The organism is Azospirillum oryzae, assembly GCF_900177515.1.
Taxonomy (GTDB): domain Bacteria; phylum Pseudomonadota; class Alphaproteobacteria; order Azospirillales; family Azospirillaceae; genus Azospirillum; species Azospirillum oryzae_A.
Map to the genome: position 1 here is coordinate 517541 of NZ_FXAK01000007.1, position 19960 is coordinate 537500.

Consider the following 19960-nt stretch of genomic DNA (forward strand, 5'->3'; position numbering starts at 1 on the left):
CCAATATGGGGGAAGCGATGGCGGCGGATCTGTTGGGCGGTGCGGGGCCGGTCGGACTGGTCAGGGCGAGGCATGGCCTGATGATGTACCGGCGCACCGACAGCGTCGTCGGCCGGTCGCTGGACTATTATGGCGAGTATTTCGAGCAGGAGGTCGCGCTGTTCCGCCAGTGCGTCCGGGCGGGGGACCGGGTGATCGACGTCGGCGCCAACATCGGCGCCCACACGGTGGCGCTGGCCCGGCTGGTCGGCCCCACCGGCCGGGTTCTGGCGCTGGAGCCCATCGACGCCAACCATCGGCTGCTGTGCGGCAATCTGGCGCTGAACGGACTGGACTGGGCGGACGGCATGCTGGCCGCCGCCGGGTCCGCCGATGGGGTGCTGCATCTTGCCGGCGTGGCGATGGACGCGGAGGGCAATTACGGCGCGCTGTCGCTGGACGCCTTGGCCGGCGACCGGCCGGTACCGGTTCATCGGTTGGATGGTCTGGCCTGTGAGGGGTCGGGCCGCATCCGTCTGATCAAGATCGACGTCGAGGGAATGGAGTCCGAGGTTCTGGAGGGCGCGCGCGGCCTGATCGCCCGCGACCGTCCGGTCCTCTATGTGGAGAATGACCGGCCGGACAAGTCGGCGGCCCTGATCCGCCTGCTGGGAGAGCTGGGCTATGCCTGCTATTGGTATCTGCCCGCCTTCCACAATCCCGCCAACTTCGCCGGCCGGTCGGAGCCGATCTTCGGCCATGGGCTGGTCGACAACGGCACGGAGATCCGCGTGCTCGGCATGGGGATCAACCTGTTCTGCCTGCCGGCCGAAGCGGGCGCGCGTATCAATGGCCTGCTGCCGGTCGCCGATCCGGACGAACATCCGCTGCGCCGCAGCCATAACGGGCGTTTCATTGGTGGTTGAGGGCGTCAGCGCTCCGGTTCGGGCTTGATTCCGGCCTCCTTCATCGCGTGGATCAGGTCCAGCATCACGGTGCTGATGTCGGGGAAGGACAGGGCCACGGCGCGGCGGTCGGGGTCGAGGCGCACCACATGGGCGATCTGCCGGCCGCCGACGCGATGGCTGGTCTTATCCGGACCGACGGTCTCCGGTATTTCCGGGCAATGCAGGTCCAGCCGCAGCTTGCCGCCGACCGCGTGGGAGAACTCTTCCGGCGGCAGGTCGACCAGCAGGCCACGGGTCGACCAGTTGATGGTGGTGCAGCGCCGCCCCTCCGCCTCCACCGCCAGGACCGGGTCCATGTAGCGGATGGCGCGGCGGCGCTCGATGCCGTTGGGCGGCTTGGCCCCGACGTCGTGCTGGTCCAGCTTGTGTTTCGCCGCCTGCTTGGTGCGGTCGTCCACCCCGTCCTTGCTGGTCATCAGCGTTGCCTGCACGCGCCGCTCGACGCCGTGGCGGAATTCGTCGTCGGCGCCGAAGCGCAGGGCCTTGGCGAAATGGTCCTTGGCCTTGGTCAGCAGCGCGTTGCGCCCCTTCTCGTCGCCGTGATGGCCGCAGCGTTCGGCCTGGATCAGCAGCGAATCGACGCTGCGCTGATAGGCGCCGCGCTGGATGGCGCGGGTCAGCTCGCGGAACTCGGCGGCGCGCAGGCTGGGGAATTCCCGGGTCTTCAGCAGCCCGGCCATGGCTTCCGCCAGCGAATCGACGCGGGCGGGGTCGCCGCTCTCCGCCTCCCGGCGCAGGGTCCGTATCGCTTCCTCCGCCTTGCGAAGCAGCTGATCTTCCAGTTTCCGGCGCTGGTCGGCGTCCATCACGGGCATGGCGCGGCCCTCCACGGGGGCAGTTTCATAAGAATACAGCAGGTCGCCGGCGGGTGACAGCCGACAGTTGTGGTTAACGGCCCACCTGCGGGGCGCCCCAGTAGGAGCGGACCCGATTTTCCTTTGCCTTGTGAGTGCCTTCTTATCTGTGGTGACACACGGGACGGGTAGCGGGAGTGGGCGGGTGATGGACAAGAAGAAGAACACTGTAACGGGTGCGAAAACCGAACTGGACCTGTTGACCGCAGCCCTGGCCGAACTGCTTGGGGAGGAGAGCGCGAGCCCCGCCCCGGCCGGGACCGCCATCGTCGCCTTCACCCGCGGCCGGGGAGCCGATGCGGAGCCGGTCCGAACGCTGGTGCTGCGGCGGAAGTCGGTGCGCGGTGCGGCGGCGGCCGACTTGGCCGACCGGCGCGCCCTGGTCTACAGCCTGACCAAGACCATCCTCGCCGCCGCCGTGCTGCGGCTGGCCGCCCGCGGCGTGGTCGATCTCGACGGACCGGCGGAGCGCTGGCTGCCGGAATTGGCCGGGCGGCCGGACCCGGTCAGCGTCGCGCAGATCCTGACCCATCGCGCCGGGCTGCCCGATTACGGCGGCCGGACCGACTACCATGCCGCCGTCGCCGCCGGCGCGGAGTCCTGGAGCGGCGACGAGTTCCTCGCCCGCTGCGGCGTTGCCCGGGGCGATGGACCGCCGGTGGGCAGCTTCGCCTATTCCAACATCGGCTATCTGCTGATCGGCCGGCTGCTGGAGCGGGCGGGCGGCGCCCCGCTGGCGGAGATGCTGGCGCGCGAGGTCTTCGGCCCGCTCGGCCTGTCCAGCGCGTCGCTTCTGCGCGAGCGGGCCGACCTCGCCGGGCTGTTCTTCGGCCCGAGCCCGACCTTCGGCGGGACTTCGGTGGAGGATGCCTATCATCCCGGCTGGGTGTCGCACGGGGTGGTGGCGATGACGGCGGCGGATGCCTGCCGCCTCGTTCACGGCCTGACGGAGGACTATCTGCCGGACGCGCTGCTGCGGCGGATGCGGGACGGGCTGCCGGTCGGCGGGCCGATGGGCGGGCGGCCCTGGGTCGAGCCGTCCTATGGGCTCGGCATGATGGTGGAGTTGGACCCGGTGGCCGGACCCTATTGGGGCCACACCGGCGGCGGGCCGGGGGTGACGCCGGCAGCCTACCACGCGCCGGGGCCGGTTCCGGTCTCCGTCGCCGTCTTCCTGGATGGCGAGGATGGAAACCTTGCCGAGTGGATGGCGGTGGAGGTGCTGCACCGGCTGCGCGGCGTGCGGTAGGGCGGCACGCGATACAGCTCCTGCTTGTTCCGGATGGCGGCGATCCCATCTCCTCTCCAGGGGACAATCCCCCGCTTCCCGGCGTAGACTCGGGCGGCGGCGGTGCCGGGCGAAACCGGCGACCGGGACGTAGAACTCAGGGGAGGAACCGCGCTATGGGAGATGCCGCCCGCAAGCTGCCCGATTATCCATGGCTGGCCTCCTACCCGCCGACGGTGGATTGGGCGATGCCGATCCCGGCCCGGCCGCTGACCGAGCTGCTGGAGGGAGCCGTCGCCCGCCACGGCGACAAGCCCTGCCTGAACTTCCTGGGCAAGCGCACCAGCTATCGCGAGCTGGGCGGGCTGGTCGACCGCGCCGCCCGCGGGTTCCAGGCCATCGGGGTGGGGAAGGGCACGCGAGTCGGGCTGTTCCTGCCCAACACGCCCTATTACGTCATCGCCTTCTTCGCCATCCTGAAGGCCGGCGGCACGGTGGTGAACTTCAACCCGCTCTATGCCGAGCGCGAGCTGATCCACCAGATCGGCGACAGCGACATCGACCTGATGGTGACGCTGGACCTCAAGCTGCTCTACGGCAAGATGGCGCGGATGCTGGCGGAGACCGGCTTGAAGCGGCTGGTCATCTGCCGCATGGCGGACATCCTGCCCTTCCCGAAGAACTGGCTGTTCCCCATCGCCAAGCGGGCGGAGATCGCGGCCATCCCGCGCGACGACCGCCATATCCCCTTCGCCCGGCTGATCGCCAACGACGGCCGGCCGACTCCGGTGACGATCGACGCGCAGGAGGATGTCGCGGTTCTGCAATACACCGGCGGCACCACCGGCGTGCCGAAGGGCGCGATGCTGACCCACGCCAACCTCTATGCCAACACCATCCAGTGCGCGACATGGTATGCGGCGAAGGAACGCAAGCCCGGTGAGGGCGGTGGCGAAGACGGTCAGGAGCGCATGCTGGGCGTGCTGCCGCTGTTCCATGTCTTCGCCATGACCGCGGTGATGAATTTCGGCCTGCATCTGGGGGCGGAGATCGTCCTGCTGCCGCGCTTCGAACTGGAGCAGGTGATGCGCACCCTGCAGACGGAGCGGATCACCCTGTTCCCCGCCGTGCCGACCATCTACACCGCGATCAACCACCATAAGCACCTGGAGAAGTTCGATCTTTCCTCGATCCGCTTCTGCATGTCGGGCGGGGCGCCGCTGCCGCTGGAGGTGAAGGAGGCGTTCGAGCGCACCACCGGCTGCACGCTGGTGGAGGGATACGGCCTGTCGGAATGCTCCCCCGTCGCCACCGTCAATCCGGCGGTGCTGCATTCGGACAAGAAGGGCTCAATCGGCCTGCCGCTGCCCGGCACCATCGTCGAGATCGTCAGCCTGGACGAGCCGCGCCGCGTCCTGCCGCCGGGCGAGAAGGGCGAGGTCTGCATCCGCGGGCCGCAGGTGATGAAGGGCTATTGGCGCCGCCCGGCCGAGACGGCTGAGACGCTGGTCGACGGCCGGCTGCACACCGGCGATGTCGGGGTGATGGACGAGGACGGCTACACCACCATCGTCGACCGCATCAAGGACATGATCCTGTGCAGCGGCTTCAACGTCTATCCGCGCAATGTCGAGGAGGCGATCTACCTGCACCCGGCCGTCGCCGAATGCGTGGTCGCCGGTTTGCCGGACGAGTATCGCGGCCAGACGGTGAAGGCCTATGTCCGGCTGGACGACGGCAAGAGCCTGACCGCGGAGGAACTGATCGCCTTCCTGAAGGACAAGCTGTCGCCCATCGAGATGCCGAAAGTCGTGGAATTCCGCCAGGAGCTGCCCAAGACGATGATCGGAAAGCTGTCCCGCAAGGCCCTGCTGGACGAGGAACACGGCAAACGGAGCGCCGCAGCCGCCAAGGGTGGCGCCGCATGACCGCTGTTGATCGCAAGGCGGTGCGCGTCCGCATCCAGGGCAAGGTGCAGGGGGTGTGGTATCGCGGCTGGACTGTCGATCAGGCGGGGGCGCTCGGCCTGACCGGCTGGGTGCGCAACCGCAGCGACGGCACGGTGGAGGCCCTGTTCGCCGGCTCCGCCGACGCCGTCGACCGCATGCTGGCGGCCTGCCGCCGCGGCCCACCCTCCGCCATTGTCCGCGACGTGGTGTCCGAACCGGAGCAGGACCCCGGCATGGCCGGTTTCGAGCAGCGGCCGACGGTGTGAGCCCCGCATTAGCGTTCCGCTAACCATGACGGCGGCATGCTGGCTGCCGAAGTGGTTTGGGGACGGTAGCCGGATGACCGCCAGGAAACCGGATGTGGCCGACATGAAGGCCATGCTCACCGGCGTCTTCGCCAAGGCGGCGGAGGCGAAGGGCAGGCCTGTCCGCGCGCCGGTGGCTTCACCGCCGCCAAAAACTCCCTCCGCGCCGGAACGCGGGGGCCCCGCCGTCCGCCTCAGCCTGGGGCCGAAGGCGGCGGAAGATGCGCCGGCACGGCCTTCCGAACCACCTGCTGTTGACCTTGCCGACCGGCTGGGACCGGCGATCCAGGCGCTGGCGCGCGATCTGGGCCGGCTGCTGGCCGCCTTCGGCATGGAGGGGAGCGATGCCGCCGCGGCCGAAGCCGCGCTCGCTGCCCGCTTCGGCGAGGCGGAGCGCCGGGCCGCCGTGATGGCGCTGGATGGACCGGCCGGCGCGTTGCGGCCTCTGGCGACGGATGCCCGGCAGGATATGGCGGTGGACCTGCGCGGGATCGGCCTTTCCCTGGCTGATGGGCATGTGGATGTGAGGCTGGACGACGCGGCCCTGCTGCTGGCGCGGGTGCCGGCCGAGGAGAAGGGCGAGGGGCTGGCGGCCATGCTCGGCGTCCTCCGCTCCGCCATCCGTCCCGGCAAGGGGCTGACGGTGGAGACCGACCGGGTCGCCATCGACGATCTCGGCCGGGTCATGGAGATGCTGAGCGGGGCGATGGCCGGGCCGCCGCAGGGGCTGGAAGGCACGGTGACGCTGTCGCCGCTGGGCGCGCCGGCCGAAGGCGGGGCCATGAACCTGTCGCTGTCGCTCTCCGGACGGTTGGGGGAGGCAACGCCCGCCCTGCCATCGAAACACATGCCGGCAACGGAAAAGCCGGTCGGCGAGGTCAAGGAGCGTGGGTTCGATGTCCGGATTTGATGCGCCGATCAAGGCGGCCCTCTGGCTGTGCGGGCTGACTCTGCTGGGGGCCGCCCCGGCGCTGGCCGGCGCGCTGGAGCGGACGGAGCAGGGCCACATGGCGCCGCCGCAGCCGGGGGCCAGCCTGCCCATCGCACCGCCGATCGTGCAGTACGCGCTGCCGTCGCAATGGATGACGATCCGCTCCAAGGAGGACTGGCGCAAGGCCGGCAAGTTCGAGAAGGAGCTGAGCAGGGAGTGCGCCGCCCTGCGCTTCAACGAGATCGAGCCGATGCGCTTCCGCGCCTTTTACAAGGGCGAGGTGCTGGGCGTCGCCTTCGGCCATGGGCTGAACCTGCACGATCCCGGCAAGAAGGCCGACCGCAAGAAGATCTACCTGTTCCGCAACGGCGATTCGACCGGCTGCACCGTGCAGTCGATGGACAACCAGGACCCGCGCGTGAACCCCGCCGGCAGCCAGACCGCCACCCCGGCCGCCGGCGGGTTCAAGAAGTATTAGGCGCCACTGGGTTTTACAGTGCTCGGCACCGATTTAGTCGTCGAGGTGCTTCGCAATGGCAACAAGACGCCACTCAATGGGCGGCGCTTGGGTCGCAGACATTAGACCCCTATGCGGGGACTTATGTTCATGGACCGACGGTGACTGGGGCGGGAGCTTTCGCCCCTTCACAGAGACGATTTCGTAGCCGCAATGCTCGCATCGATAGATGCCAGAACGCGGCGCTTCGTCGTGAGGACTCAACGTGATGAGAAAGTCGATGTCTTCCTCGCGTTCGAAATACTGCTTGTCGTTGAAAATTGGCATTTTGTTTTCCTTGCGAGTGGGCTGATCGTTTCCGGTAGGAGGTGAAAGCCGTAATGGTGCGAATGATCAGAAAGTCGCCCAGCTTGAGAAGGATGGATGGCTGCATTGATCTAATTGGTTCCTTCTGGAATTCCAGTGTGACCGTAGGTCGCGTCGTCGAACCCTTGAAATTCCAATCGCGTTTTCTACAAGCGCTTTAGGTGTTGGGCCGCCCATTGGGAAGGGATTGAGGGAGAGTTCCAACGTCCAATCCGTCTGGCGCAGGTTGGGCGCGGTTCTGTCAATGACAATGAGATCGAAGGCTTTTACGTGGCGCTTCGTCCTGAGAGCCAAACAACTCAATGCCCGTAGTTATGTCCTTGCACTCCGTACCGGCCAGTCTTAAAGACCAGCCGGTGGTGTATCGCTGTTCGTATGGGGTAGTTTGGGTGGCCACTCCGCCGATCCGAGCACGAAGTTGATGGTCGTTCTTTGTTCTTCTGCTTCAAGGGCGACGACGTTGGTGACGAAATCTCCTATAAGAGCGTGCTGCTAATTCTTCAGCAGTCTGCTAGGCGTCCGTCTCGCCCCGCATCGGGCCGCCGAACACCTCAGGCCATGCTGCGATCAGGGCGGAATCGACGTCCTCCATCGTCACCAGCTGGCCCAGCGCGACGATGGAGGTGACGCCATGCTCGGCGATGCCGCAGGGGACGATGCCGCCGAAATGGGACAGGTCCGGCTCCACATTCAGGGCGATGCCGTGGAAGCTGACCCAGCGCCGCACCCGCACGCCGATGGCGGCGATCTTGTCCTCCTGGCCCTTCAGCCCGCCATAGGGCTGCTTGTCGACCCAGATGCCGACGCGGCCCTCGCGCCGCTCGCCCTTGATGTTGAAGGCGGCGAGCGTGCGGATGATCCATTCCTCCAGATCGCGGACGAAGCCGCGGATGTCGGCGCCGCGCGTCTTCAGGTCCAGCATGACGTAGGCCACGCGCTGTCCCGGCCCATGATAGGTGTATTGGCCGCCGCGCCCGCTGCGGTAGACCGGGAAGCGGTCGGCCTCCAGCAGATCCTCGTCGCGCGCGCTGGTGCCGGCGGTGTAGAGCGGCGGATGCTCCAGCAGCCAGACCAGCTCCGGCGCGGTGCCGGCACGGATCGCCTCGATGCGCGCCTCCATCTCGGCGATGGCGTCGGGGTAGGGCACCGGCGCGTCGGAGATGCGCCACTCGATCTGCTGGGGGGCCGGCTTTGGAGTGGGCTGCGGGGCGGACGTATCGGACTGACTGGCGATGAGGCTGGTCGGGGAGGTCATTCGATCTGGTCTCTAACGATGTCGGCGGGCGGTGAAGCTAACGATGTCGGCGGAGCCGCGGGAGGACCGTACCGCATTTTTCTTCGCAGACGATGATTGTAACGCTTGATCGGCCATCGGGAAGCTGATATCTACCCGCTCCACCCGATGAGGCGCGCGAGCGAGCGTCGGGGACTACCAGCCTGATGCGGTCGTGGCGGAATTGGTAGACGCGCAGCGTTGAGGTCGCTGTGGGGCAACCCGTGGAAGTTCGAGTCTTCTCGACCGCACCACTCTCCCATGCAGATGGGACCATCCCGGGGATACGGGAACACCGAAAGGCCCGCAGGTCGCAAGACCGAGCGGGCTTTTTCGTATCCAGGGTTTGAGTAGCCGGGCCTCACCCCGCCAGCGCGTGCAGCAGCTTGGCCGCTCCCCCGCAGGCGCGGCGGACATCTTCGAACAGCACCATCATCTCGTAGATCACCAGGAAGGCGGCGCTGTAGAACCAGGGGCGCCAGCGTTCCTCGGCCCAGGCGACCAACCGGTGCACGCGGCCCATCGGCAGCAGCCGGGCGACGGCGAAGGCGCCGAGCATGCCGATGATGGCGCCGCCGGTGACGTCGCCCGGATAATGCAGGCCCAGATAGACCCGCGGCAGCGCGATCACCACCGCCGCCCACAGGCAGGCCAGCAGCCCCCACAGGCGCGAGGCGCGGAAATAGGTCGCGGCCAGCGCGAAGCCCAGGGCGGCGTTGTCGCTGGGGAAGGAACTCCAGTTCTTCAGGGCGTCGCGGCTCTGGCCGATCGGCGGGACGAAGGGCAGGCCGGCGTCGTGCAGCGGCCGCGGCCGGGCCGGCATCACCGCCTGGATCAGGATGGACGCCGCCACCGCCAACACCACCGCGGCGATGGCGTCCACCACCAGCCGGCGCCCGGCCTCCGTCTCCTCCCGCCGGAACCACAGCCACCACAGGGCGGCGCTGAACAGTCCCAACTTGATCAGATAGATGTTGGCGATCCCGCGCACCGCCATGTCCAACGCCGCGCTGTGTCCGGCGAACTGGTTCAGCCACAGCAGCAGCGACTGGTCGAGACGATGCAGGTACTCCACAGGCGCTCCAAAGGTGGGGGGTAAGGGAGCGGCCAGTGTTGCGTTTTTATGACAGGGTGGGTCAACGGCGCATCGGAAAGCGCCTTACGGGACCGGGGGGAGCGGTTCGGGGTGCCACCCTCCCCGATTTCGAACCGGGATCAGCGGAACTCGATATAGCGGTCCAGCGTGGCGCGGCGCAGCGCGCGGACGATGTGCGGGGCGGCGCCGCTGGCGACGATGTGGCCGCCGGCCTCGCGGCAGCGGTTCGCCAGGATGAACATCATGCCGATGGCGGCGGAATCGATGAAGGTGACGAAGCGCAGGTCGATCGGGACCACCGGGCTGGCGGCGAAGTCCCAGTCGCGCAGCATGTCATGGAAGCGGGTGCCGTCCTCGTAGGTGCAGCGGCCGGACAGCAGGATGCCGTCGCGACCGCCGACGGTGGTGAAGGCATACTCCATCGGCGCTTCCGGTCCCTTTCCCCATCAGGTACCGCCGCGGACGCGGCGCGAGATGCATGGGAGCATGAAGGGTCGCGGCGGTGCAAGGATCTGGTGGCAAATGCGTCCGCTGCCGCCCTTTCCCCCTGGTTCCTGGTGAACCGGGCTGGACAAACGGGGGCGGCGCCTCTATGTCGGGGGCGCTTCCGCCGTCACCGGTCCCGTCCCTTGGCAGGCGGTTCCCGGCACCGGCCGGAAGGCTTCCACAACCCGCAAACCCCGAACGCCGGCCCCAAGCGCCATCGGCCACCGTCCGATGTCGCGGAGCCGACACGCCGTTTCCGTGCCGTCGGCCACCCGGCCCAGGCATGTGGGGGATTGCATCGTCGAAGGGAGGGTGCCGGCATGCACACCGATCCCCACACGCCCGATCTGCGGCCGGACGGCGCCGCCCACGCCCGCTCTCATGCGGGTCCGGAGGCGGAGGACGAACGTCCCTATGGCGTCGAGCCGGAGTTCGTGGAGGAAATCGTCGGCCTGCTGCGCGCCCGTGAACGCGAGGCCGTGCTGGCGCGGCTGGACGGGCTGCATGCCGCCGACATCGCCGACCTGATCGAACAGGCGGAGCCGGCCGAGCGCGCCGACCTGATCGACCTGCTCCCCGCCGAGCTGGACGGCGAGGTGCTGTCCTACCTGAACCCCGACCTGCGCGAATCCCTGCTCGCACGGTTCGAGCCGCAGGAGCTGGCCGCCGCCGTCGCCGACCTCGACACCGACGACGCGGTGGAACTGATCGAGGATCTGGACGCCGAGACGCGCGCGCAGATCCTGGCGAACCTGCCCGAGGCCGAACGCGCCCTGGTGCAGGAGAACCTGACCTACGACGAGGACAGCGCCGGCCGCATGATGCAGCGCGAGCTGGTCGCGGTGCCGGAATTCTGGACGGTCGGCAAGACCATCGACTTCGTCCGCGCGGCGACCGACACGCTGCCGGAGGATTTCTACGACATCTTCATCGTCGATCCGATGCACCGGGTGGTGGGTGCGGTGCCGCTGTCGCGCCTGCTGCGCCAGCGCCGGGCCGTGCGCATCGCCGATCTGGTGACCGGCGAGGTCGACGCCATCCCCGCCACCATGGAGCGGGCGGAGGTGGCGAACCTGTTCCGGCAATACGCCCTGGTCTCAGCCCCGGTGGTCGACCCGGCCGGCCGGCTGATCGGCGTCATCACCGTCGACGACGTCGTCCGCATCATCGACGAAGAGGCGGAGGACGACCTGCGCAAGCTGAGCGGGTCGGGCGACACCGGCGTGTTCAGCGGCATCGCCGACATCGCCCGCAGCCGCGTCGGCTGGCTGACCATCAACCTCGCCACCGCCTTCCTGGCGTCGGGCGTCATCTCGCTGTTCGAGGCCACCATCGAACAGATCGTGGCGCTGGCGGTGCTGATGCCCATCGTCGCCTCGATGGGCGGCAATGCCGGCACCCAGACGCTGACCGTCGTCGTCCGCGCGCTGGCGACGCACGAGCTGTCGTCGGCCAACGCGCTGCGCGTGGTGGGGAAGGAGCTGCTGGTCGGCCTCATCAACGGCGGCATCTTCGCCGTGATGGTCGGCGCCATCGCTCTGGTCTGGTTCGGCCCGCTGATCGGCGTCGTCATCGCGCTCGCCATGATCATCAATCTGGTGGTGGCGGGGCTGAGCGGCGCGCTGATCCCGCTGGGGCTGGAAAAGCTGGGGGTCGATCCGGCGGTGTCGAGCGCGGTGTTCCTGACGACGGTGACGGACGTCGTCGGCTTCCTGGCCTTCCTGGGGCTGGCGTCGGTGTTCTTGTTGTAGGGGAGTGGGGGTGGCCTCTCCGGCGGGCAGAACCGATTCCGCTTGTGGGGCCAGCGAAACATTGGCATAAGGCAAGCCATAGGCCTGGGGTGCCGTGCGATGGTCGCGCGGCTGAGAACACACCCATCGAACCTGTCTGGGTAATTCCAGCGAAGGGAGCCGCCGCATGATCCATGCGCCAGAACCTTATCGATTTTCCGTTTCCGCCTCCGGAACCGGTCCGTCCGTCGCCGTCGTCGGCGCCGGCTGCGTCGGTCTTGCCATCGCCTGGAGGCTGGCGTCGGCCGGCTGCCCCGTCGATCTGTTCGAGCGGGGAGCGGCCGGGCGCGGCGCCACCCATGCCGCCGGCGGCATGCTGGCCGCCTGTGTCGAGACCGAACCGGGCGAGGAGGGGCTGCTGCCGCTGACCCGCGCCTCGCAGGCGCTGTGGCCGGACTTCGCCCGCGATCTGGAGGCCGCGAGCGGCATGGCCGTCGATCTGCGCAGCGAAGGCACGATGGTCATCGCGCTCAATGCCGACGATGCCGCCAAGGTCCGCTTCCTGCACGGCTTCCAGCGCGATCTCGGCCTGCCGGTGGACTGGCTGAGCGGGGCCGAGGTGCGGCGGCGCGAGCCCTTCCTGCAGCCCGGCGTCGCCGGTGCGCTGTTCTGTGCCGACGACCATCAGGTCGACAACCGCAAGGTCGCAGCCGCCCTGCGCTGCGCCGCCGAAGCCGCCGGCGCCCGCCTGCACGAGCATTGCGGCGAGGTGGCGCTGGCGGTGGAGGGCGGGCGCGCCGTTGGGGTGCGGGTTGGCGAAACCCTGCATCGGGCCGACCGGGTGGTGCTGGCCGCCGGGGCCTGGTCGGCCGGGGTTCCGGGACTGCCGCCCACCGCCAAGCCGCCGGTGCGGCCGGTGAAGGGGCAGATGCTTTGCCTGCGGATGGACGCGCGGTTGCCGCTGCTGCGCCATGTGGTGTGGACGCCGGGCACCTACCTGATCCCGCGGCTTGACGGCCGGCTGCTGATCGGCGCCACGACGGAGGAGCGCGGCTTCGACGACCGCTTGACCGCCGGTGGGCAGTTCGCCCTGCTGGAGGGGGCATGGCGGGCGCTGCCCGGCATCGCCGAGCTGCCGATCGAGGAGGCCTGGGTCGGTTTCCGTCCCGGCAGCCGCGACGATGCGCCGATTTTGGGCGAGAGCGGCATTCCCGGCCTGATCCATGCCACCGGCCACCACCGCAACGGCATCCTGCTGACCCCGGTGACTGCCGACGGCATCGCCCGGCTGGTGCTGACCGGCGAGACCGACCCGCTGCTGCGCCCCTTCGCCGCCGACCGCTTCGTTGCGGCAGGAGCCGCCGCATGAGCGCCATCCGCATCAATGGCCGCGAAGAACCGCTGTCCGCCGCGTCCCTGGCCGAGCTTCTGGCCGGCCGCGGCATCGCCGAGGGGGCGCGCGGCGTTGCCGTCGCCCTGAACGGCGCCGTCGTCCCCCGTCGCCGCTGGGTTGAGACCCCGCTCCAGCCCGGCGACAGCCTGGAAATCGTCCGCCCGATCCAAGGCGGCTGACCCCCACCATATCTCCCTCTCCCGCCCCGCGACATGGAACGAATCCCTCTCCCCCCGGGAGTCGCGGCTTTGGGAGATGGCCTTTCAAAAGGCTCCCCCCATGTCCCCAACCGACACTCCAACCGATCCCCTCACCATCGCCGGGCGCAGCCTCGGCTCGCGCCTCTTTCTCGGCACCGCCGGCTATCCGAACCAGCAGGTGATGCTCGACGCGCTGGCGGCCAGCGGCAGCGAGCTGGTCACGCTGGCGATCCGGCGCATCAGCCTGGACGGCTATTCGGAAAGCCTCGTCGACGTGCTGGCCCGCGCCACCGCCGGGCGGCCGACCGGCCCGGTCGGGCTGCTGCCCAACACCGCCGGCTGCATGACCGCCAAGGAGGCCGTGCTGACCGCCCAGCTGTCGCGCGAGGCGCTGGATACCCCCTGGATCAAGCTGGAGGTCATCGGCGACCGCGAACTGCTCTATCCCGACGTGGAGGAGCTGCTGCGCGCGACGGAGGAGCTGGTCAATGACGGCTTCGTCGTGCTGCCCTACTGCAATGACGACCCGGTGACCTGCCGTAAGCTGGCCGATCTGGGCGCGGCGGCGGTGATGCCGCTGGGTGCCTTCATCGGCTCGGGCATGGGCATCCGGAATCCGCACGCCATCGAGACGATCTGCGCCCGCAGCTCCGTGCCGGTGGTGCTGGACGCCGGCATCGGCACCGCATCCGACGCCGCGCTGGCGATGGAGCTTGGCTGTGCCGCCGTGCTGCTGAACACCGCGGTGTCGAAGGCGCGCGATCCGGTGCGGATGGCGGCGGCGATGCGCGACGCGGTCAGCGCCGGCCGCGCCGCCCATCTGGCCGGCCGCATGCCGATGCGAGCCCACGCCGAACCGTCCAGCCCGCAGATGGGCCTGATCGGCAGTTGAACGCCGACGACCGGCGGTCAAGGTTCCGGGCTTGATCCGGCGGGGCGGCTGACGCAGGCTGTCCCGCAACGTCCCCCTGCCGGAGTGCTTCGCCTTGGCCGACAGCTTCGTTCCCCGCGATCCCGACTGGAAGGCGCGCTGCCTCGCCTCCTTCGAACAGCAGCCGATCTGCCGGACTCTCGGCATCGAACTGACGGCGGTGGAGCCGGGATTCTGCGAGATGCGGCTGCCGTTCCGCGCCGAGCTGACGCAGCAGCACGGCTTCTTCCATGCCGGCATGGTCAGCACGCTGGCCGACAATGCCGGCGGCTATGCCGCCTACAGCCTGATGCCGGCGGGGGCGGAAGTTCTGGCGGTGGAGTTCAAGATCAACCTGATGGCACCGGCCAAGGGCGACGTGATGATCGCCCGCGCCCGTGTCATCAAGCCGGGGCGCACCCTGACCATCACCCAGGTCGAGGTGTCGATGCTGGACGGCGGTGCGGAAAAGGACTGCGCCCTGATGCAGCAGACCGCCATCTGCCTGTTGCCGAAGTGACGGTTCAACCGGTTCGAAAGGTCTCTTCCATGCTGTCTGCCCATCTTCTTTCACGGCGTTTGTTGACCATGCCTGCCGCCCTTCTGCTGGCCGGCGGCCTCTCCGCGCTGCTCGCTGCCCCGGCGGAAGCGAAGGATCCGCCGTCCTGCGCCGCCATCTCCTTCCGTGCGCTGCCCAGCGGCGCACCCGACGGCGAACAGGATGCCGGCCTCTACAAGTCGCGCTTCGGCAAGATCGAGGTGAAGGCCGACGTCAAGGGCGGTCAGGCAACCAACTATTATATGGTGCTGAACGGCAAGAAGGTGGACGGTCCGGCCGCCCCGCCGAAGATGTCGGACGCCTGCCTGAAGTCCAAGCACGTCAAGCTGCCCTTCGCCAAGCAGCCCCAGGGCACCTGCACCGGCAGCCGTTTCCGCGTCGTCGTCGACCGCTCCAGCGGCAAGCCGGTCGCGGCCTTCTTCGGCCTGCAGGGCGACGATTGGGCGTACTGCAGCGGGACGACGTTGTAGGAGTTAGACCCCCACCCTAACCCTCCCCCGCTCTCGGCCGGCCGAAGGCCGTTCCAATCGCGGGGGAGGCTAGGTGGGGGCACCCGCAGCCGACACTTCCCCTCAAATCACCATCGCCTTCACCCGCTCGCGCAGCGTCTGCCGCGCCGCATCAGCCTCGTTGCGGGCGGCGGTCAGGTCGCGCGCCAGCGCGTCCAGGCGGCTTTCCGCCTCCGCCATCTTGGCCAGCGTCCGCTTGTGCAGGTCGCTGCCGGCCGGCAGGGCCTTCAGGTTCTCGCGCAGGCGGTCCTGGTCGGCGATGCGTTCCGTCCGCTCGCGCTCCAACTCGGCGATGCGGCGCTCCTTCTCGGCGACGGCGGCGCGCAGGCCGGCCAGGGTGGTCAACGCCTGTCGCACCTCCGCCGGCAGTTCGGGGGCGGAGGCGCGGGCGGCGATCTGGTCGGCGGTCAGGTCGGTCAGGACGATCCGTTCCTGCCGCGGCCGTTCCAGCGTGGCGGTCAGCGTCAGCGTCTTGCCGGCCGGGACCGCCAGCGGCAGACGGTAGGCGGTGGCGGTCGCCTCCGCCTTGTCGCCCGCCGGCTCGGCCAACTCCCAGCCGGGACGGCGCGGGTGCTCGATCACCACGTCGCGGTCGGCGTCCGGGGCGCCGGCCACCGTATAGGTCGTGCTCTGCCGGTCGACCACCGACAGGGTCAGCAGACCGTCGGCGAGGGTGGCGCGGGACAGCCGGCGGCTCGGCTTCTCCTCGCGGTCGACGGTGACCGCCTGATCGACGGCAAAGGACAGCAACCGGCTCTCGCCCGCCGGCAGGGTCGCCATGCGGGCATCGCCGACATAAGCGCTGTTCGCCGAACCGCGGTCATAGAAGGTCAGCAGCCCGGGCGGCAGGGCGGTGTCGCCATCGTTGCGCAGCCGCAGGGACGCCAGCGGGTGGCGGGCATCGGCGGCGGGCTGGTAGAGCGCCACCCGCTCCACCGGCAGGCTGGTCGCGGCGATCGGCATCATCAACGTCCCGCCATTCGGCACGCTGACCGGCTGCGGGTAATGGAACAGCACCTGGGCGCCCTCCGCCGCACCGGCCTCGGCGCCGCGCACCGCGGCCATCGCCGGCGTGCTGGCGGCGCTGCCATAGGGGGCGACCTTCGCCAGCGGCTCGCCCATCGGTGCCGGGGCCGGGGCGTCGGGCATCGGCGGCGGAGCGGCCATGGCGGCGGCGGGCGGCGCACCGGCGCGCGAGGCTTCCGACTGCGACCGCATCGCCGGGCGGGCGTCGTCCAGCGTCACCGCGCCCTCGTCGGCGCTGGGCAGCACCCGGCCCAGCACCTCCACCGGCACCTCCGGCCGCTCAACGAAATAGGGGGTGTAGAGCGCCTGGCGCAGGGTCACCGGGTTGCCCGAGACCACCGTCAGGTCGACGTTGCTCCAATCCTCGCCGCTCAGATTCTCCAGCACCGCCCAGCCCTGCAGCGCGCCGCTGCCCTTGTCCGCCTGCCCGTTCTGTCCCTGTCCGTTCTGTTCCTGTGCGTTTTGACCCTCTCCATTTTGACCGGCTCCGGTGCCGAGGCTGAGCCGATAGGTCGCCTTCCACAGCGGCATCTCCGCGACATAGCCGACCCGGACCCGCCGCTCGCCGGCCGCCTGCCCATCCTGCGGCGCCCGGCTGTGGACGGTCAGCCGCCGCCGCTCGCGCCGGGCGTTGTCCGCCACCGCCGACAAAGCCCGGTCGATCTGCGCCTGCACCGCCGGATCGGTGAAGCGCAGCGCGTCGGCCTCCTCCAGCACCAGCTGGCGCAGGCCCTCGGACGTCATCAGCGTCACGCGGTGGCGCGTGGTGGTGGCGCCGTCGTTCCCCGGCAGCCGGACCGTCTCCTCGGTCACCGACATCAGCCGGCCGGTCAACTGGCGGGAGCCGCCGGTCGTCACCTCCGCCCCGCGCATCGCGTTCAGCAATGCGGCGGGGGAGGTGAGGTCGCCGGCCGAGAAGGGAAGTTCGCGGAAGGCGGTGTCCAGCGGTTCGGCTCCCGGCAGGGCGATGGTGCCGACGCCGCCCTTGTCGTCATAGACGACGATGCTCTTCAGCACGTCGTCGACCTGATCGCGCCGCACCTCCAGCGACAGGTCGGCGTCGCCGCTCACCGTCGCCTCATATTCGAAGTAGCCGACGCCGCCGGTCGACAGCAGGACCCGCGTCAGCGCCAACTGCCCGCCGGTCGGTCCGCCTGTCGCGGCAAATGCCGCCGGGGCCGCCATCAGCAGGGCGGTGGAGGCGAGAAGGATGGCGCGGGTCATGATGGGTCTCTCCGTGTTGTGACTCCCGACTGCCGACATAGGCGCGAAATCGGGCGGGAATAGGGAGAGCGCAACAGGAGGCTGTCCGAATGTCCGGACAGGTCAGGGGGCCGCAGCCAGCCAGCGCTCCATCATCGTGCGCCACAGCGGGGCACCATTATGGACCGCGACCTGTGCGGCACCCGGCACGCACCCGGAATGACGGGCGCAACGCTCCGTCGCCGGACGGCGGTGGCCGTCGGCGGGCAGGCGCTTCGCCGCCCTGTTGTGGGGCGCGGTTCGGTGGGGCGGCATCGGTGCCGCCTGGGCGTTGCAGCCGGACATGAAGATGGTCTCGCCGAGGGTCCTCAGCCCGGCCGCCCGACCGAGCGCGCCGAGTCGAGGTGGCGCCTCGCCTCGCCCAGCAGCAGCCGGTGCTGCGCCAGCGTTTCGCGGATCGAGCCATGCTGTCCGTAGACCCGCACCTCGTTCAGCAGACGGTCGGCGCGGTCGAGCAGGGCCAGGCGCTCCAGGCAATGATCGATGTTCGACATGGCGGTGCTTCCCCATCACGGCATTGGTCCGGCGCCCATTGGCGGGCCGCTGTCCCCTGTTCGATGGTCTGGATTTAAACCGCAGCTTGTTTCTGGTTAATGTCCGCGCAACGGTATTTTTATGTCGCCGGTGCAGGATGCGGTTTCAACCAACTCATGTGGTCGGCGAATCGGCCGCGGCTGTTACGGGGTTGTAACGCATTGCGTGCCGCTCGCGCGTGAGATAAGAAGATTTGGGGAGGTAACAGGCATGCACATTCTCGCTGTCGACGACGACGAGCCGATTCGGGAGCTTTTGGCCTCATATCTGGCGGGAGAGGGCTACCGGGTCACGACGGCGCAGGACACCGCATCGGCCCGGCAGGCTTTGGATGGCGACCCTGTCGACCTCGTGGTCTGCGATCTGCGCCTGCCTGACGGCGACGGGCTCGGCCTCGTCCGCCAGATCCGCACCGAATCGCAGATTCCCGTCATCATCCTCTCCTCCAAGGACCAGGACGTCGACCGCATCGTCGGGCTGGAACTGGGGGCTGACGATTACCTGACCAAGCCCTTCAACCCGCGCGAACTTCTGGCCCGCATCAAGGCGGTCCTGCGCCGCGTCTCCAACGACGCCCGTCCCGCCCGCAGCGCGGACGAACTGCGTGCAGTCGTGCAGTTCGCCAATTGGGAACTCGACCTCACGGCCCAGCGCCTGCGCGGGCAGGAGGGGCGCGAGGTGGAACTGACCAAGGCGGAGTTCGGCCTGCTGGCGGCCTTCGTCAAGCGGCCGCAGCGGGTGCTGACCCGCGACCAGCTGCTCGACCTCACCCGCGTCGACGGGGCGGAGGTGTTCGACCGGTCCATCGACGTGCTGATCCTGCGCCTGCGCCGCAAGATCGAGGCGAACCCGAAGGAGCCCCGCATCATCAAGACCGAACGCGGCGCCGGCTACGTCTTCGACGCCAAGGTGCGCACGGTCTGACGGGAGACAGGGGCGTTCGGGCAACGCGTCTTCCCCCGGACGCTCCTCTGGACGCCTGTCCGTACCCGCGTTAGCCTTTCCGGAAAACCTGTCGGAGAGGAAACGCGCGTGCCGGACCCGATCGACTTCTATTTCGACTTCGCTTCGCCCTACGGCTATTTCGCCAGCCTGCGCATCGACGAGCTGGCGGCGAAGCATGGCCGCGCCGTCACCTGGCGCCCGGTCCTGCTCGGCGCCATCTTCAAGGTGACGGGCATGAAGCCCAACCTGCAGCAGCCCCTGCGCGGCGAATATCTGACCCATGACGTCGGCCGCATCGCCCGGCTGACCGGCGCCCCCTTCACCTTTCCCGATTCGGCCCCGGCCAACGGCGTCGCCGCCTCGCGCGCCTTCTATTGGCTGACCGACGAGCATCCGGAACAGGCGAAGCTCCTGGCCCATGCGCTCTTCCATGCCCATTTCGGCGAGGGGCGGGACATCGGCCCGGCCGACACGGTGGCGGAGATCGCGGCGAAGACCCTGGGCAGCCTCGGCATCGACCGCGCCGCGGTGGCCGCCGCCATCCAGGACCCGGCGGTCAAGGACCGGCTGCGCACCGAAACCGACGATGCGGTGGAGCGCGGCGTCTTCGGCTCGCCCTTCGTCTTCGTCGATGGCGAACCCTTCTGGGGCTGGGACCGCCTCGACATGGTCGACCGCTGGCTCGCCACCGGCGGCTGGTAGGTCAGGGAGGCGGAATCCGCAGGTAGAGCTGCGGAAAATGCTGACTCCCGGGGCGGGCAAACCGCTATAACTTCGGAATAGGACCTTCGTCCGGGCACCGGGTCCGGTGTCTGTTTCCGTTTCGGTTTGCCGCCCCATGGACCAGATCGTTCCCGACCGCCGCCCCCGGACGACCAGCCCGCCCCCGGCGGTTCCTCCCGGCAGTTCCGGCGGCAACGGCCATGGGGGGGCTCACATGGGTCCCCATGGTGCCAAGGGGGCTTCCAAATCCTGGCTGGGCGGGGCGTTGCTGACGGC

At 69.1% G+C, this 19960-nt stretch carries 22 protein-coding genes, 1 tRNA gene and 1 riboswitch (1 of these 24 only partly in view); of the genes, 16 read left to right on the forward strand and 7 right to left on the reverse strand.

From position 1 onward, the window contains the following. The first annotated feature begins 17 nt into the window (after nucleotides 1-17). Complete coding sequence (locus B9N97_RS14900; RefSeq protein WP_244560724.1) at nucleotides 18-905, forward strand: FkbM family methyltransferase; 888 nt, start codon at nucleotides 18-20, stop codon at nucleotides 903-905. A gap of 5 nt (nucleotides 906-910) precedes the next feature. On the opposite strand, the gene B9N97_RS14905 is transcribed toward B9N97_RS14900, so the two are convergent. Continuing rightward, entirely contained in the window at nucleotides 911-1762 is an 852-nt protein-coding gene (locus B9N97_RS14905) for a PilZ domain-containing protein (protein ID WP_085087857.1), read from the reverse strand. A 187-nt stretch (nucleotides 1763-1949) separates the two neighbouring features. Here B9N97_RS14905 and B9N97_RS14910 point away from each other — a divergent pair, with 187 nt between their 5' ends. From B9N97_RS14910 to B9N97_RS14930, 5 genes are all read left to right on the forward strand, one after another. Next, on the forward strand, nucleotides 1950-3050 hold the full coding sequence (locus tag B9N97_RS14910) for a serine hydrolase domain-containing protein (protein ID WP_244560725.1): 1101 nt from the start codon (nucleotides 1950-1952) through the stop codon (nucleotides 3048-3050). A 155-nt stretch (nucleotides 3051-3205) separates the two neighbouring features. Beyond that, nucleotides 3206-4957 carry a long-chain-fatty-acid--CoA ligase gene (locus B9N97_RS14915; RefSeq protein WP_085087860.1) on the forward strand — a complete coding sequence of 584 codons (1752 nt, stop codon included), beginning with the start codon at nucleotides 3206-3208 and terminating at the stop codon, nucleotides 4955-4957. Beyond that, on the forward strand, nucleotides 4954-5244 hold the full coding sequence (locus B9N97_RS14920; RefSeq protein WP_085087862.1) for an acylphosphatase: 291 nt from the start codon (nucleotides 4954-4956) through the stop codon (nucleotides 5242-5244). Before B9N97_RS14915 ends, B9N97_RS14920 begins: the two co-directional genes overlap by 4 nt. Nucleotides 5245-5347: 103 nt before the next feature. After that, a complete protein-coding gene (locus B9N97_RS14925; RefSeq protein WP_244560726.1) occupies nucleotides 5348-6193 on the forward strand; it encodes a hypothetical protein in 846 nt (281 codons plus the stop codon). Beyond that, nucleotides 6180-6692 (forward strand): hypothetical protein, encoded by a 513-nt coding sequence (locus tag B9N97_RS14930; RefSeq protein ID WP_085087868.1) that lies wholly within the window; start codon nucleotides 6180-6182, stop codon nucleotides 6690-6692. Before B9N97_RS14925 ends, B9N97_RS14930 begins: the two co-directional genes overlap by 14 nt. Before the next feature lie 856 nt (nucleotides 6693-7548). Here B9N97_RS14930 and lipB read toward each other — a convergent pair. Continuing rightward, nucleotides 7549-8292: a lipoyl(octanoyl) transferase LipB gene (lipB, locus tag B9N97_RS14940; RefSeq protein ID WP_085087874.1), complete on the reverse strand. Its 744-nt coding sequence runs from the start codon at nucleotides 8290-8292 to the stop codon at nucleotides 7549-7551. A 187-nt stretch (nucleotides 8293-8479) separates the two neighbouring features. Here lipB and B9N97_RS14945 point away from each other — a divergent pair. Further along, a tRNA-Leu gene (locus B9N97_RS14945) sits at nucleotides 8480-8564 on the forward strand. Nucleotides 8565-8671: 107 nt separating this feature from the next. On the opposite strand, the gene B9N97_RS14950 is transcribed toward B9N97_RS14945, so the two are convergent. Beyond that, nucleotides 8672-9385, reverse strand: a complete 714-nt coding sequence (locus B9N97_RS14950) for a phosphatase PAP2 family protein (protein ID WP_167393313.1) — start codon at nucleotides 9383-9385, stop codon at nucleotides 8672-8674. 140 nt (nucleotides 9386-9525) lie between these two features. Beyond that, complete coding sequence (locus B9N97_RS14955; RefSeq protein WP_085087879.1) at nucleotides 9526-9828, reverse strand: STAS domain-containing protein; 303 nt, start codon at nucleotides 9826-9828, stop codon at nucleotides 9526-9528. Between the two features lie 384 nt (nucleotides 9829-10212). Here B9N97_RS14955 and mgtE point away from each other — a divergent pair, with 384 nt between their 5' ends. The 6 genes from mgtE to B9N97_RS14985 all read left to right on the forward strand — a co-directional run bounded on the left by mgtE (nucleotide 10213) and on the right by B9N97_RS14985 (nucleotide 15154). After that, a complete protein-coding gene (gene mgtE / locus B9N97_RS14960) occupies nucleotides 10213-11643 on the forward strand; it encodes a magnesium transporter (protein ID WP_085087882.1) in 1431 nt (476 codons plus the stop codon). 75 nt (nucleotides 11644-11718) lie between these two features. Further along, nucleotides 11719-11818: riboswitch (TPP riboswitch) on the forward strand. Further along, nucleotides 11810-12991, forward strand: a complete 1182-nt coding sequence (gene thiO, locus B9N97_RS14965) for a glycine oxidase ThiO (RefSeq protein ID WP_085087885.1) — start codon at nucleotides 11810-11812, stop codon at nucleotides 12989-12991. Its footprint overlaps the riboswitch before it by 9 nt. Further along, the gene (gene thiS, locus B9N97_RS14970) at nucleotides 12988-13194 is read left to right on the forward strand and encodes a sulfur carrier protein ThiS (protein ID WP_085087887.1); all 207 of its coding nucleotides are present in this window, start codon (nucleotides 12988-12990) and stop codon (nucleotides 13192-13194) included. The genes thiO and thiS overlap by 4 nt, the downstream gene beginning before the upstream one ends. Before the next feature lie 100 nt (nucleotides 13195-13294). Further along, nucleotides 13295-14107 (forward strand): thiazole synthase, encoded by an 813-nt coding sequence (locus B9N97_RS14975; protein ID WP_085087890.1) that lies wholly within the window; start codon nucleotides 13295-13297, stop codon nucleotides 14105-14107. 94 nt (nucleotides 14108-14201) lie between these two features. Next, nucleotides 14202-14645, forward strand: a complete 444-nt coding sequence (locus B9N97_RS14980; RefSeq protein WP_085087893.1) for a PaaI family thioesterase — start codon at nucleotides 14202-14204, stop codon at nucleotides 14643-14645. A gap of 68 nt (nucleotides 14646-14713) precedes the next feature. Then, complete coding sequence (locus B9N97_RS14985; protein ID WP_244560727.1) at nucleotides 14714-15154, forward strand: hypothetical protein; 441 nt, start codon at nucleotides 14714-14716, stop codon at nucleotides 15152-15154. A gap of 102 nt (nucleotides 15155-15256) precedes the next feature. Here the strand turns inward: B9N97_RS14985 and B9N97_RS14990 are convergent, their stop codons facing one another. From B9N97_RS14990 to B9N97_RS14995, 3 genes are all read right to left on the reverse strand, one after another. After that, nucleotides 15257-17443, reverse strand: a complete 2187-nt coding sequence (locus B9N97_RS14990) for a hypothetical protein (protein WP_085087899.1) — start codon at nucleotides 17441-17443, stop codon at nucleotides 15257-15259. Between the two features lie 102 nt (nucleotides 17444-17545). Further along, nucleotides 17546-17767 carry a hypothetical protein gene (locus tag B9N97_RS35005; protein WP_143266721.1) on the reverse strand — a complete coding sequence of 74 codons (222 nt, stop codon included), beginning with the start codon at nucleotides 17765-17767 and terminating at the stop codon, nucleotides 17546-17548. Between the two features lie 23 nt (nucleotides 17768-17790). Beyond that, nucleotides 17791-17976 carry a hypothetical protein gene (locus B9N97_RS14995; RefSeq protein WP_085087902.1) on the reverse strand — a complete coding sequence of 62 codons (186 nt, stop codon included), beginning with the start codon at nucleotides 17974-17976 and terminating at the stop codon, nucleotides 17791-17793. A 250-nt stretch (nucleotides 17977-18226) separates the two neighbouring features. Here B9N97_RS14995 and B9N97_RS15000 point away from each other — a divergent pair, with 250 nt between their 5' ends. The 3 genes from B9N97_RS15000 to B9N97_RS15010 all read left to right on the forward strand — a co-directional run. Beyond that, entirely contained in the window at nucleotides 18227-18940 is a 714-nt protein-coding gene (locus B9N97_RS15000) for a response regulator (RefSeq protein WP_085087905.1), read from the forward strand. Nucleotides 18941-19048: 108 nt separating this feature from the next. Next, entirely contained in the window at nucleotides 19049-19663 is a 615-nt protein-coding gene (locus tag B9N97_RS15005; RefSeq protein ID WP_085087907.1) for a 2-hydroxychromene-2-carboxylate isomerase, read from the forward strand. Between the two features lie 136 nt (nucleotides 19664-19799). Next, nucleotides 19800-19960: the 5' end (the start) of a potassium channel family protein gene (locus B9N97_RS15010; protein ID WP_085087910.1), read on the forward strand. Its footprint extends 880 nt past the window's final position; the window shows 161 of its 1041 coding nt (coding positions 1-161); the start codon lies at nucleotides 19800-19802; the stop codon falls past the right edge of the window.